Here is a 13,133-nt window from a genome sequence, read left to right as displayed (position 1 = left end):
GCCCCCGGCCCCCGCCCCCGCCGCGTCCCCGGTCGGTCGGGCCGAGGGGCGGTGGCTGCGCGGTGGCCGGCGCTCCGGAGGTGGTGCCCGGTACGCCGGGGCGGCGGAACCCGCGCCGCCCGTCGACACCGCGCCGCCGGGCGGGCCGGACGGCGCGGCGGCCGTCGCCCCGCGCGGGGCCCGGTTCGGCCACCCGGAACCGAGGCGGCCCCGTCCCCCGGCCCCGGAGTCCGCGCCGCCCGGTCCGGAGCCGCGCGCGCCCGGCCCCGCCGGCCCCCGCCGCACCGCCGTGTTCGTCGCCGCACTGGCGGACCTCCGGGCACGGGGCCGCACCGGCGAGGCGCACGTCCTGCTGTGCGAGGCGGCGGCCTGGCCGGCCGAACTGCTGCCCGGGCTCGCCGCCGCGTTGACCCGCGCCGGGCTCACCGCCGACTGGGCCACCCTGCTCTGGGAGGCCGCCTCGCTTCCGCCCGAACGGCTCGCGGCCGCGGCGGCGGTCCTCGCGGTGGCCGGCCGGGACGCCGACTGCGACGCGCTGCTGCGCCAGGGCGTGGCCCGGCCCGCCGCCGAGATCGCGGAGGCCGCCCTCGCGCTCGGCGCGGCCGGTCGGGAACGGGAGGCGGACGCCCTACTCGGCGCCTTCGTGCGGCTGCGCACGGCCGAGGAGGCGGCCGCTCTGGCGCGACGGGATCCGTACTGGTTCGCCCCGAGGTTGCTCCGGGCCGCGGGAGCCCTCCCGGGGACCCGACACCGGGACCTGACACATGCCCTGCGCGTGGCCGGTATCGCTACTCCGTAACCACTTGAGTACCAATTCGCCCGCCCGATGACAGGAAATGACCGCCTATCGACGTAGTGCGATCGACTACTCCAACCGCGCAAGGCGCTCTTGCCCCACGCTGTGACGCGGCCTACGTTCTACTCCCTACGCACACCGTCTACGTGCGTAGAAGTCGGCGTTCCCGTCGCGAGGAGCAGCTCATGGCCCAAGTCGTCCGCGCCGCGCTCGTCCAGGCCACCTGGACCGGAGACACCGAGTCGATGATCGCCAAACACGAGGAGCACGCCCGCGCGGCGGCTGCTCAAGGCGCGCAGATCATCGGCTTCCAGGAGGTGTTCAACGCCCCGTACTTCTGCCAGGTGCAGGAGGCGGAGCACTACCGCTGGGCCGAGGCCGTCCCCGACGGCCCGACCATCCGCCGCATGCAGGACCTCGCCCGCGAGACCGGCATGGTGATCGTCGTACCGGTCTTCGAGTTGGAGTCCGAGGGGTTCTACTACAACACCGCCGCCGTCATCGACGCCGACGGAAGCTATCTCGGCAAATACCGCAAGCACCACATCCCGCAGGTCAAGGGCTTCTGGGAGAAGTTCTACTTCCGCCCCGGAAACCTCGGCTGGCCCGTCTTCGACACGGCCGTCGGCCGGGTCGGGGTGTACATCTGCTACGACCGCCACTTCCCCGAGGGATGGCGTGCGCTGGGCCTGGCCGGCGCCCAGCTCGTCTACAACCCGTCCGCCACCTCCCGAGGGCTGTCCGCCTACCTGTGGCAGCTGGAACAACCGGCCTCGGCCGTCGCCAACGAGTACTTCGTCGCCGCCATCAACCGGGTCGGCCAGGAGGAGTACGGGGACAACGAGTTCTACGGCACCAGCTACTTCGTGGACCCGCGCGGTCAGTTCGTCGGGGAGGTCGCCGGCGACAAGGAGGAGGAACTCCTCGTCCGCGACCTCGACTTCGGCCTCATCGAGGAGGTCCGCAACCAGTGGGCCTTCTACCGCGACCGCCGCCCCGACGCCTACGGAGGGCTCGTACAGCCGTGACCAACCCGATCCCCCTGCACAGTCGCCACCGCACCGTCATGCCCGACTGGCTCGCGCTCTACTACGACCGCCCCATCGAGCTTACGCACGGCGAGGGCCGCCACGTCTGGGACGCGGACGGCAACCGCTACCTCGACTTCTTCGGCGGCATCCTCACCACGATGACCGCCCACGCCCTGCCAGAGGTCACCAAGGCCGTCTCCGAACAGGCCGGGCGGATCATCCACTCCTCCACCCTGTACCTGAACCGGCCCATGGTCGAACTGGCCGAACGCGTCGCCGCCCTGTCCGGCATCCCGGACGCACGGGTCTTCTTCACGACCTCCGGAACCGAGGCCAACGACACCGCCCTACTGCTCGCCACGTCGTACCGCCGCTCCAACCAGATCCTGGCGATGCGCAACAGCTACCACGGCCGGTCCTTCTCCACCGTCTCGATCACCGGCAACCGGGGCTGGTCCCCGACCAGCCTCTCGCCGCTCCAGACGTACTACGTCCACGGCGCGGTGCGTACCCGGGGCCCCTTCGCGGCGCTGTCCGACGCCGAGTTCACCGCCGCCGCCGTCGCGGACCTCGAAGACGTGCTCGGCCAGGCGCGCGGCGGAGTCGCCGCGCTCATCGCGGAACCCATCCAGGGCGTCGGCGGCTTCACCTCCCCGCCCGACGGCCTGTACGGGGCCTTCCGGGAGGTCCTCGACCGACACGGCATCCTCTGGATCAGCGACGAGGTACAGACCGGCTGGGGCCGCACCGGCGAACACTTCTGGGGCTGGCAGGCGCACGCCCAGAACGGCCCGCCGGACATCCTCACCTTCGCCAAGGGCATCGGCAACGGCATGTCCATCGGCGGCGTCGTGGCCCGCGCCGAGGTCATGAACTGCGTCGACTCCAACTCCATCTCCACCTTCGGCGGCTCCCCGGTCACCATGGCGGCCGGCGTCGCCAACCTCTCGTACCTCCTGGAACACGACCTCCAGGGCAACGCCCGCCGCGTCGGCGGCCTCCTCCTGGAGCGACTGCGCGCCGTCACCGCCGGCGTGCCCGCCGTACGCGAGGTACGCGGCCGGGGCCTGATGGCCGGCCTGGAGCTGACGAAACCCGGCACCGACCGCGCCGACCCCGAAGCGGCCGCCGCCGTACTGGAAGCCGCCCGCGAACGCGGCCTGCTGCTCGGCAAGGGCGGCGGGCACGACACCAGCGTGCTGCGCATCGCGCCGCCGCTGTCCCTCACCGTCGCCGAGGCGGAAGAGGGCGCCGACATCCTCGAACAGGCCCTGCGCACCGCCCTCTAGCCCTCCGGGGGAGACGTACATGACCACCCGCACCCTGATCCGCGACGGCCTCGTCATCACGGCCGCCGACGAGCTCCACGCGGACGTCCTCATCGAGGACGGCCGGGTGGCGGCGCTCGCGGCCCACGGCTCGGCCACCGCCGAGGCCTGGGCCTCACCCGACCGCACGACGGTGGACCGCACCATCGACGCGAGCGGGAAGTACGTCATCCCCGGCGGGGTCGACGCGCACACCCACATGGAACTGCCCTTCGGCGGGACCGCCGCGTCCGACACCTTCGAGACGGGCACCCGGGCCGCCGCGTGGGGCGGCACCACCACCATCGTCGACTTCGCGGTGCAGACGATGGGCCAGTCCCTGCGCCAGGGCCTCGACACCTGGTACGACAAGGCCGACGGCAACTGCGCCGTCGACTACGGCTTCCACATGATCCTGTCGGACGTCAACGAGGGCACCCTCAAGGAGATGGACCTCCTGGTGGGGGAGGGGGTCACCTCCTTCAAGCTCTTCATGGCCTACCCCGGGGTGTTCTACAGCGACGACGGCCAGATCCTGCGCGCCATGCAGCGGGCCTCCGGCAACGGCGGACTGATCATGATGCACGCCGAGAACGGCATCGCCATCGACGTCCTCGTCGAACAGGCCCTCGCCCGCGGGGAGACCGACCCCCGCCACCACGGCGAGGTCCGCAAGGTCCTCCTCGAAGCCGAGGCGACCCACCGCGCCATCCAGCTCGCCCGGGTGGCCGGCTCCCCCCTGTACGTGGTCCACGTCTCGGCCGAGGAGGCGGTGGCGGAACTCGCCGTCGCCCGCGACAAGGGCCTGCCCGTCTTCGGCGAGACCTGCCCGCAGTACCTGTTCCTGTCCACCGACAACCTCGCGGAGCCCGACTTCCAGGGCGCCAAGTACGTCTGCTCCACGCCGCTGCGCCCCCGCGAACACCAGGCGGCCCTGTGGCGGGGCCTGCGGACCGACGACCTCCAGGTGGTCTCCACCGACCACTGTCCGTTCTGCTTCCGCGGCCAGAAGGAGCTCGGCCGCGGGGACTTCTCGAAGATCCCCAACGGGCTGCCCGGCGTGGAGAACCGCATGGACCTCCTCCACCAGGCCGTCCTCGACGGACACATCAGCCGCCGCCGCTGGATCGAGATCGCCTGCGCGAACCCGGCCCGGATGTTCGGCCTCTACCCCCGCAAGGGCACCATCGCGCCCGGCGCCGACGCCGACATCGTCCTCTACGATCCGCACGCCGAGCAGGTCATCTCCGCCGAGACGCACCACATGAACGTGGACTACTCGGCGTACGAGGGCAAGCGGATCACCGGACGCGTCGACACCGTGCTCTCGCGCGGCGAACTCGTCATCGACCGGCGCGAATACACGGGACGAGCCGGCCACGGGGCCTTCGTCCCCCGCTCCACCTGCCAGTACCTGTAAGGAGCCGACCCATGGACTTCGGCCTCGTCCTCCAGACCGACCCGCCCGCCTCCGGCGTCGTCAGCCTCATGCGCCGCGGCGAACGCAACGGCTTCCGTTACGGCTGGACCTTCGACTCCGCCGTGCTGTGGCAGGAGCCGTTCGTCATCTACAGCCAGATCCTGGAACACACCCGGCTGATGCACGTCGGACCGATGGTCACCAACCCCGGGACCCGCACGTGGGAGGTCACCGCCTCCACCTTCGCCACCCTCAACGACATGTACGGCAACCGCACCGTGTGCGGCATCGGCCGCGGGGACTCCGCCATGCGGGTCGCCGGGCGCAAACCCAACACCCTGGCCCGGCTCGGCGAGGCCATCGACGTCATCCGCGACCTAGCCGAGGGCCGCGAGGCCGAGGTCGACGGGCAGCGCCTGCGCATCCCGTGGATCCGGGACGGCGAACTGCCCGTGTGGATGGCCGCCTACGGACCCAAGGCGCTGGCCCTCGCCGGCCAGAAGGCCGACGGGTTCATCCTCCAGCTCGCCGACCCCTACCTCACCGAGTGGATGGTCAGGTCGGTCCGCGAGGCCGCCACGGCGGCTGGCCGCGACCCGAACGCGATCACCATCTGCGTGGCGGCCCCGGCCTACGTCGGGGACGACCTGGACCACGCGCGCGACCAGTGCCGCTGGTTCGGCGGCATGGTCGGCAACCACGTCGCCGACCTCGTCTCCCGCTACGGCGAGCACTCCGCGATGGTCCCGGACGCCCTCACCGAGTACGTCAAGGCCCGCCAGGGTTACGACTACAGCCACCACGGCCGCGCCGGGAACCCCTCCGCCGACTTCGTCCCCGACGAGATCGTGGACCGGTTCTGTCTCCTGGGCCCGCCCGAGGCCCACATCGAGAAGCTGCGCACCCTGCGCGACCTGGGCGTCGACCAGTTCGCCGTGTACGCCATGCACGACGCCCGCGAGGCGGTGATCGACGCCTACGGCGAGCACGTCATCCCGGTACTCGCCGGCTGAGCCGTACCGACCGACGGGCGGGGGCACCGCGTACGGGCCCGGGCAGACGGCGAGGTGCCCGGGTCGGACGGGGCGGTGCCCTACACGGCCGTCTTCCGTTCCTGCCGGAAGATGACGGCGAGCAGGCCCATCGAGAGGAGCATGAACCCGCAGAACAGGGGAGCGGCGACCTCCGGGGAGGGGTGCCACAGGCTGACCTTGTGCAGGAAGAGATAGGTCGTCACCATGCCGAGGGCCCAGAACTTGAAGAAGAAGACGCGGCTGATGACGGCGAGCAGGGTCTGGTGGGCCACCAGGAAGACCAGGAGGTATCCCCAGAGCGGATCGGACGTGAGGGTGAGCCAGAGGACTCCGCCGAAGAGGGGCACGGTGACGAGGACGAGCAACGCGGTGCGCCAGAACAGCTCCCCCCGCAACCGCCTGTGGAAGCGGGCCTTCGACTTCCCGGTACCCGGCTTCCATCTCAGGAGCGTGGGCCACGAGAAACGGACGAAGGACAGGGTGACGTCCTCGTCGACGGTCGGGTCGTAACGGGTGACCGTCACCTCCCCGGACCGACAGTGGAAGACGCTGCCCGCGGGGACATGTGCCAGCGAGCGACGCACGCGCAGGAGCAGGTGGAGCGTCTTGATGTGGCCGAAGCTCATCAGGTACAGCAGCAGCGTCGATCCGATCCATCCGGCACTGGTGATCAATAGGGCGATCAGGGCCTGCTTGAGGAACTCCATCAGGCTCACCGGGGCCACCTGCTCTCAGGAGAAGAGATCGTCGATGAAGTCGCCGACGGCGTCGTGACCGGGGCCGTGAGAGGGACCCGCGCCGTGAGCTGGGCCCGCGCCGTGCGTGACGCGTCCACCTCCGCGATGCTGGTCGAGATCCTCGTCGTCGCCCATGTCGGGGCCGCCTGAACCGTGATGAGTGCTCCCGCGCCCCGTGTCGTGGAGCCACTGCCACGCCCGATCCGCGAAATCCACGGCGGAGGCGGCGCCGGCGCCGCCGACCGCGCCCACCGCGCCCGCACCCAGCAGCCATCCCAGCAGCGCCTTGGCACCGGCCTTCTGCGGCGGTTGGGCGTACCGGCCGGCCAGGGAGAGGGCCGTGAGACTGGCACCGCCACCGCGCGGGTCGTCCAGATCGTCCAACAGGGCCAGGATTCCCGGGGCGAACGGCTTGCCGGCGAGTGCGCGGCCGAACGCCTCCGGGGAGATCGGTCGCCCGCGCCCGGCGGCGTCCCGGGCTCCGGCGACGAAGGCGGCCAGTCGCGGGGTGGTGAGTTCCGCCAAGTGGTCCTGCCAGCCGCCGGGAAGCCGCGGGGTCTGGACCACCGGCCACAGGGCGAAGACCACGAGGTCGACCATGACCGCTTCCGGAAGTGCGCCGTCCGGTACCGGTGTGGCCCGGTCGAGGTACTGGACGGCGCCTGCCGCCAGTAGACGGCGCAGTTGTTCCTTGCCGTCCCGGTTGCCGGCGGTTCCGGCCAACTCGCCGTACAAGTCGTCGAGTTGTCGGTGGTGGGCCGCCGCCTGGCGACGCCCCGGTTTCACGCTCCCGTCGGCGATGAGCGTGCGGTAGTCGGATGCGAGCCGTTTGATCCAGAGCCGCAGCTCCGGGAGGCCGAGCGGCGGGGCGGGATTGCTGCCGGAGTAGTGGTGGTGGTGGACGATCTTCTGGGTGCCCTGGACGACCTGGTACGCCTGCCCCTGCCCCTGCACCCGGGCTTCGACGTGGATCCCCTCGGAGGGTTCGGTGCCGTCTGCCGGGAAGCGTGCGCTCATGCCCGCCAGTCTGTGTGGTGAACATGATCGAGTGCAGCCGGATCCGTACAAGAGGCCGTTGCCTGTGCCATGTTGGTCGGATTACCGGTGTCGGTCGACCGCTCGCGGGAGGCTGTCGGAGAGGGTGGTGGGCGATGTCGGATCCCCTGCGGCGGACGGTGGCGGCGGTTTCGTCCGTGGCCGCTTTCGCCTGCGTGGTGTGGCTCGTCCGGGCATCCTCCTGGGGGTGGCTGCCCGGCGACAGCGGAGATCGCTGGGCCCTGGCCGCCGCGACCGGCACCGTTGTCGCCGCGGCGTTGCTGTTCGGCCTGACGCGGTGGGGTTCCCCGGCGACCTCGCCCGCGCCGACGCCGGGCGGGGGCCGGTCGGTGGAGCAGATCGCCGAGGCCGGCGACCAGGCGGTCGTCGAGCAGGTCGTCGGCAACCGTGCGCCTCGACGCCGCGGGGCCGGGTCGGTCGCGCCCGCGGATCGGTTCAGGCAACGGGCGAAGGGCACCGGCAGCTCCCGGATCCGGCAGACGGGAGGCGACGACACCCCCTGACCGGAGCCGGACTCCCGGAGGAAAGCCGGCCGGACCGGAGCGGGGTTCACCCGGGTGTCACCTCGTGTCCGGGCCGCCGTCGGGGACCGTCGGTGGGGATTGTCCGACGGGCGTGCTTTGCTGGACGCATGATCGATGAATTCCTGGCCCGTGACCTGTCCGCCGTCGAGGAGGCCGTCCGCGAGGCGGCCGCGGTCGAGATCATGCCGAGGTTCCGGCAGCTCGCGGACCACGAGGTGGACCAGAAGAGCGGCCCGCACGACCTCGTGACCGTCGCCGACCGCAGGGCCGAGGAGCACCTGACGGTCGCCCTGACGAAGCTGCTGCCCGGCTCGGCGGTGGTCGGCGAGGAAGCGGTGCACGCCGACCCCACCGTGTACGAGGCGCTGCGCGCCGACGCGCCCGTCTGGATCGTCGACCCCGTCGACGGCACCCGGCAGTTCGTCGCCGGCGACCCCAACTTCTGCACCCTGGTGGCGTTGGCCGTGCGCGGGGAGATCCTCGCCTCCTGGACCTTCGCCCCGGCCCTGGACGAGCTGGCCACCGCCGTGCGCGGACAGGGCGCGCACGTCAACGGCGCGCGCATCCACAGCGGTTCGCCGGAACCGGGCGCCGATCTGCGGATCGCCATCGCGCACCCGTTGTACACCTCGGAGGAGGACAAGCGGCGGCTCGCCCGGCTCGACGTCCCCGGGGTCGCGGCCCGGCCGTGCGGTTCGGCGGGCCTGGAGTACCTGAAGGTGGCCCGCGGCGAGATCGACGGTCTGGCCTTCACCTGGCCCTCGGCATGGGACCACGCGGCGGGCCTGCTGCTCGTCGCGGAGGCCGGTGGCGCCCAGACCACGGTCGACGGGGTCCCCTTCCGAGTGGACCGGGACAACGCGCTGCCGTTCGCCGTGGGCCGCGACGAGGCCACCGCCGCCCGGGTCCGCGACCTCCTGCGCGGAGCGTGACCGCGCCGCCGCACCCCGGATCCGTGCGGACGCGACCCATATCCTGGACGTGATACCGCATCCTGTGGGCGGAGCCGCCGCCGGACGAAGGAGCTGTCAGTGTCGTCGATTCTCGACGCAGTCGTGGTGGGGGCGGGGCCCAACGGCCTGACGGCCGCCGTCGAACTGGCCCGACGTGGTTTCTCGGTGGCCGTGTTCGAGGCGAAGGGGACCGTCGGCGGGGGAGCCCGGACGGAGGAACTCACCCTCCCCGGCTTCCGACACGACCCCTGCTCGGCCGTGCACCCGCTCGGCGCCGGCTCCCCGGTGTTCGCGACGATGCCGCTCAAGCGCCACGGCCTGGAGTGGCTGCACGCCCCGCTGCCGATGGCACACCCCTTCGACGACGGCACGGCCGCGGTGCTGTCCCGCTCCGTCGCGGAGACGGCCGCCTCCTTCGGGCCCCGCGACGCGGGCACCTACCGCCGGCTCGTCCAGCCGTACCTCGGCAAATGGGACACCCTGGCACGGGACTTCATGTCGCTGCCCTCCACCGCGCTGCCCCGCGACCCGCTCACCCTGGCCCGGTTCGGGCTGGACGGACTACCGCCCTCCACCTGGCTGCTGCGCCGCTTCCGGGACGACCGGGCCCGCGCCCTGTTCGCCGGGCTCGTGGCCCACGCCATCGCCCCGCTCGGCGGCATCGGAACCGGTGCGGTCGGCCTGGTCTTCGCCCTCGCCGCGCACGCGGGCGGCTGGCCGATGCCGCGCGGCGGTTCGCAGGCCATCTCGGACGCCCTCGCCGCGTACCTGCGCGACCTCGGGGGAAGCGTCCACACGGACTTCGAGGTCAAACGGCTCGACGACCTGCCGCCGGCCCGCGCGTACGTCTTCGACACCTCGCCGACCGCGCTGGCCCGCATCGCCCGCCTGGGGCGCGTCTACGACGGCTACCGGTACGGGGCCTCCGTGTTCAAGATCGACTACGCCCTGGACGGTCCGGTGCCCTGGACCGCCGAGGAGCCCCGCCGGGCCGGCACCGTGCAGATCGGCCCGCGCACCCGCGACATCGACGCCGCCCTGCAACTGGCCTCGGGCGGCCGGGCCCCCCGTACCCCGTTCCTGATCACGGCCCAGCCCAGCCTGGTCGATCCCGGCCGGGCCCCCGAGGGCAAGCACACCTTCTGGGCGTACGGGCACGTACCGGCGGGCTGGGAGGGCGACCTCACCGACGCCGTCGAGCGCCAACTGGAGCGCTTCGCTCCGGGGTTCCGCGACCTGGTGCTGGCCCGCGCCACCGCCGGCCCGCCCCGGATCGCCGCCCGCAACGCCAACTACGTCGGCGGGGACATCGCCTGCGGCGCCGCCTCGGGCCTGCAACTGCTCATCCGCCCCAAGATCAGCCTCTTCCCGTACACCACCGCCCACCCGGCGGTGTTCCTGTGCTCAGCCGCCACGCCGCCGGGGCCCGGGGTCCACGGAATGTCGGGGCACAACGCCGCCAAGGCCGTCTGGCGCCACCTGCGGAAGGAGCGCTGATGTCCACGCGCATCACCCTGGTCCGGGGGGACATCACCACCGAGGAGGTGGACGCGGTGGTCAACGCGGCCAATTCCTCGCTGCTCGGCGGCGGGGGAGTGGACGGCGCGATCCACCGGCGGGGCGGCCCGGAGATCCTCGCCGCCTGCGAGGACCTGCGGCGCTCCCACTACGGCAAGGGCCTCCCGACGGGCCGGGCCGTCGCCACGACGGCGGGTCGGCTCCCGGCCCGACACGTGATCCACACCGTCGGACCGGTCTGGTCCCCGAGCGACGACCGGTCGGAGCTGCTGGCGTCCTGCTACCGGGAGTCGCTGCGCGTAGCGGACGAGCTGGGCGCCCGTACGGTCGCCTTCCCGGCCATCTCCACCGGGATCTACGGCTGGCCGATGGACGACGGGGCGCGGATCGCGATCGAGACGGTGCGGGCGTCCGGGACCTCGGTGGAGGAGGTCCGCTTCGTGCTCTTCGGGACCGACGCGTACGAGACCTTCGCCGCGACCCTGTGATCCTCGTCCCGGCCCGTTCCGTCCCCTGCTGACGGACCGGGTCCGTCAGCAGGGGACGGAACGGGCCGGCCGATCATGGACCCCGGTGTCGGAGACGGTCGCTAGGCTTCCGGTATGACCCTTTCGGACGCGCCCACTGAGATCCCCGACGCCTTGCAGGTGCTCCACCGGGTCTTCGGTTACGACTCCTTCCGCGGCGAGCAGCAGCAGATCATCCAGCACGTCGTCGACGGTGGCGACGCCCTCGTGCTGATGCCCACCGGCGGCGGCAAATCGCTCTGCTACCAGATCCCGGCGCTGGTCAGAGAGGGCACGGGCGTGGTGATCTCGCCCCTGATCGCGCTCATGCAGGACCAGGTGGACGCCCTCACCGCCCTCGGCGTGCGGGCCGGGTTCCTCAACTCCACCCAGGACGCGGACGAGCGCCGCGGGGTCGAGCAGGCCTTCCTCGCCGACGAGCTGGACCTGCTGTACCTGGCACCCGAGCGGCTGCGCACCGAGGGGACGCAGCGGCTACTCGACCGGGGCAAGGTGTCGCTCTTCGCGATCGACGAGGCGCACTGCGTGGCCCAGTGGGGGCACGACTTCCGCCCCGACTACCTCGCCCTGTCGATGCTGCACGAGCGCTGGCCCAAGGTGCCGCGGATCGCGCTGACCGCGACGGCCACCGAGGCGACGCACGGCGAGATCGCGGGGCGGCTGGGGCTGGAGGAGGGCCGGCACTTCGTCGCGAGCTTCGACCGGCCGAACATCCAGTACCGGATCGTCCCCAAGAACAACCCGCTCCGGCAGCTGCTGGACCTGATCCGCACCGAGCACCCCGGGGACGCGGGGGTCGTCTACTGCCTGTCGCGTGCCTCCGTGGAGAAGACGGCGGCGGCCCTGGCGGAGAACGGCATCGACGCCGTGGCCTACCACGCGGGCATGGACGCCCGCACCCGTGCGGCGAACCAGTCCCGGTTCCTGCGGGAGGACGGGGTCGTGGTCGTCGCCACCATCGCCTTCGGCATGGGCATCGACAAGCCGGACGTACGGTTCGTGGCGCACCTGGACCTGCCGAAGTCCGTCGAGGGCTACTACCAGGAGACCGGCCGCGCCGGTCGCGACGGCGAGCCGGCCACGGCCTGGCTGGCGTACGGCCTCCAGGACGTGGTCCAGCAGCGGAAGCTGATCGAGGGCTCCGAGGGCGACGACACGCGGCGCCGTTCGCTGGCCGCCCATCTGGACGCGATGCTGGCGTTGTGCGAGACCGTCGACTGCCGGCGCATGCGGCTCCTGGCGTACTTCGGTCAGTCCGGCGAGCCCTGCGGCAACTGCGACACCTGTCTGACACCGGCCGAGTCCTGGGACGGGACCGTCGCCTCGCAGAAGCTGCTGTCCACGGTGTGGCGGCTGGCCAACGAGCGACGGCAGAAGTTCGGCGCCGGCCAGATCATCGACATCCTCCAGGGCAAGAAGACCGCGAAGGTCATCCAGTTCGACCACGACGGCCTCTCGGTGTTCGGGGTCGGCGCGGATCTCGGCACCGCCGAGTGGCGCGGGGTCGTACGGCAACTGCTCGCGCTGGGACTGCTGGCCGTGGAGGGCGAGTACGGCACGCTGGTCCTCACCGAGGCCAGCGGCGAGGTGCTGGGGGGCCGGCGCACCGTCCCGCTGCGCAAGGAGAAGGCCGCGCCGGCCGGCGCGGGCCGCAAGGAGTCCGGGTCCCGTTCCGGGAAGGGCGCGCGCGTGCCCGTCGACCTGCCCGCGGCCGCCGTACCGGTCTTCGAGGCGCTCCGCGCGTGGCGGGCCGAGACCGCGCGGGAGCAGGGCGTGCCGGCGTACGTCGTCTTCCACGACGCGACGCTGCGGGAGATCGCGACCCGGCTGCCCGGCACCGCCGGCGAGCTGGGGGAGATCAACGGCATCGGCGAGGCGAAGCTCACCAAGTACGCCGAGGGCATCCTGGCCACCCTGGCCGAATCGGGCGGTCATCCGTCGGCGGTGCGGGACGCCCCGACCCCCGGAGCCCCCGCCCCCGTGCCCGCCCCCGCGCCGGCTCGGGACGGGTCGGAGCCGCCGCGCGACGAGGACGAGCCGCCCTTCGACATGGACGAGGTCGACGCCCCCCGGGACGACTGGCAGTAGGACGCGGGGGAGCGGACGGGCTCCCCGCAACGGCCGCCCGGCCCGCCGTCGCCCCTCGACGGCGGGCCGCGCTCGCGCGTGGCCGGATGGAACCCACGCCACGCGGCGGTCAGTTGTGCGTGTGGCATCATGACCGCGTTGT

General features: G+C 72.4%; 11 protein-coding genes and 1 pseudogene. 10 read left to right on the top strand and 2 right to left on the bottom strand.

Features of this window, described 5'->3' with window-relative positions:
* The 5 genes and pseudogenes from ADK55_RS23320 to ADK55_RS23300 form a co-directional block, all read left to right on the top strand.
* Positions 1–799 (top strand): annotated as a pseudogene (locus ADK55_RS23320) (hypothetical protein); the annotation flags it as partial.
* A gap of 182 nt (positions 800–981) precedes the next feature.
* Positions 982–1,824 carry a nitrilase-related carbon-nitrogen hydrolase gene (locus ADK55_RS23315; RefSeq protein ID WP_053681745.1) on the top strand — a complete coding sequence of 281 codons (843 nt, stop codon included), beginning with the start codon at positions 982–984 and terminating at the stop codon, positions 1,822–1,824.
* A gap of 38 nt (positions 1,825–1,862) precedes the next feature.
* A complete protein-coding gene (locus ADK55_RS23310) occupies positions 1,863–3,116 on the top strand; it encodes an aspartate aminotransferase family protein (protein ID WP_053681749.1) in 1,254 nt (417 codons plus the stop codon).
* Between the two features lie 19 nt (positions 3,117–3,135).
* Positions 3,136–4,554, top strand: coding sequence for a dihydropyrimidinase (hydA, locus tag ADK55_RS23305; protein WP_053681744.1), 1,419 nt, complete (start codon positions 3,136–3,138; stop codon positions 4,552–4,554).
* Between the two features lie 11 nt (positions 4,555–4,565).
* Entirely contained in the window at positions 4,566–5,567 is a 1,002-nt protein-coding gene (locus tag ADK55_RS23300) for a TIGR03842 family LLM class F420-dependent oxidoreductase (RefSeq protein ID WP_053681743.1), read from the top strand.
* An 80-nt stretch (positions 5,568–5,647) separates the two neighbouring features.
* Here ADK55_RS23300 and ADK55_RS23295 read toward each other — a convergent pair whose 3' ends face one another.
* Both ADK55_RS23295 and ADK55_RS23290 read right to left on the bottom strand, forming a co-directional pair.
* Positions 5,648–6,304, bottom strand: coding sequence for a hypothetical protein (locus ADK55_RS23295; RefSeq protein ID WP_159041524.1), 657 nt, complete (start codon positions 6,302–6,304; stop codon positions 5,648–5,650).
* Positions 6,305–6,319: 15 nt separating this feature from the next.
* Complete coding sequence (locus ADK55_RS23290; RefSeq protein ID WP_053681741.1) at positions 6,320–7,342, bottom strand: hypothetical protein; 1,023 nt, start codon at positions 7,340–7,342, stop codon at positions 6,320–6,322.
* A gap of 134 nt (positions 7,343–7,476) precedes the next feature.
* Here ADK55_RS23290 and ADK55_RS23285 point away from each other — a divergent pair, with 134 nt between their 5' ends.
* The 5 genes from ADK55_RS23285 (at position 7,477) to recQ (ending at position 12,991) form a co-directional block, all read left to right on the top strand.
* Entirely contained in the window at positions 7,477–7,884 is a 408-nt protein-coding gene (locus ADK55_RS23285; RefSeq protein ID WP_053681740.1) for a hypothetical protein, read from the top strand.
* 128 nt (positions 7,885–8,012) lie between these two features.
* Positions 8,013–8,837: an inositol monophosphatase family protein gene (locus ADK55_RS23280; protein ID WP_053681739.1), complete on the top strand. Its 825-nt coding sequence runs from the start codon at positions 8,013–8,015 to the stop codon at positions 8,835–8,837.
* 93 nt (positions 8,838–8,930) lie between these two features.
* Positions 8,931–10,355, top strand: a complete 1,425-nt coding sequence (locus tag ADK55_RS23275; RefSeq protein ID WP_266950747.1) for a phytoene desaturase family protein — start codon at positions 8,931–8,933, stop codon at positions 10,353–10,355.
* Positions 10,355–10,864 (top strand): O-acetyl-ADP-ribose deacetylase, encoded by a 510-nt coding sequence (locus tag ADK55_RS23270; protein ID WP_053681737.1) that lies wholly within the window; start codon positions 10,355–10,357, stop codon positions 10,862–10,864. Before ADK55_RS23275 ends, ADK55_RS23270 begins: the two co-directional genes overlap by 1 nt.
* 114 nt (positions 10,865–10,978) lie before the next feature.
* A complete protein-coding gene (recQ, locus tag ADK55_RS23265; protein ID WP_053681736.1) occupies positions 10,979–12,991 on the top strand; it encodes a DNA helicase RecQ in 2,013 nt (670 codons plus the stop codon).
* The last annotated feature ends 142 nt before the right edge of the window (positions 12,992–13,133 follow it).

The organism is Streptomyces sp. WM4235, assembly GCF_001279725.1.
Classification (GTDB): domain Bacteria; phylum Actinomycetota; class Actinomycetes; order Streptomycetales; family Streptomycetaceae; genus Streptomyces.
This window is presented reverse-complemented; position numbering and strand designations above follow the sequence as displayed.

What these genes read in the sequence shown, in the direction of transcription:
- ADK55_RS23315 (WP_053681745.1), top strand. Translation starts at nt 982, where the DNA reads ATGGCCCAAGTCGTCCGCGCCGCGCTCGTCCAGGCCACCTGGACCGGA.
- ADK55_RS23310 (WP_053681749.1), top strand. Translation starts at nt 1,863, where the DNA reads ATGCCCGACTGGCTCGCGCTCTACTACGACCGCCCCATCGAGCTTACG.
- hydA (WP_053681744.1), top strand. Translation starts at nt 3,136, where the DNA reads ATGACCACCCGCACCCTGATCCGCGACGGCCTCGTCATCACGGCCGCC.
- ADK55_RS23300 (WP_053681743.1), top strand. Translation starts at nt 4,566, where the DNA reads ATGGACTTCGGCCTCGTCCTCCAGACCGACCCGCCCGCCTCCGGCGTC.
- ADK55_RS23290 (WP_053681741.1), bottom strand. Translation starts at nt 7,342, where the DNA reads ATGAGCGCACGCTTCCCGGCAGACGGCACCGAACCCTCCGAGGGGATC.
- ADK55_RS23285 (WP_053681740.1), top strand. Translation starts at nt 7,477, where the DNA reads ATGTCGGATCCCCTGCGGCGGACGGTGGCGGCGGTTTCGTCCGTGGCC.
- ADK55_RS23280 (WP_053681739.1), top strand. Translation starts at nt 8,013, where the DNA reads ATGATCGATGAATTCCTGGCCCGTGACCTGTCCGCCGTCGAGGAGGCC.
- ADK55_RS23270 (WP_053681737.1), top strand. Translation starts at nt 10,355, where the DNA reads ATGTCCACGCGCATCACCCTGGTCCGGGGGGACATCACCACCGAGGAG.
- recQ (WP_053681736.1), top strand. Translation starts at nt 10,979, where the DNA reads ATGACCCTTTCGGACGCGCCCACTGAGATCCCCGACGCCTTGCAGGTG.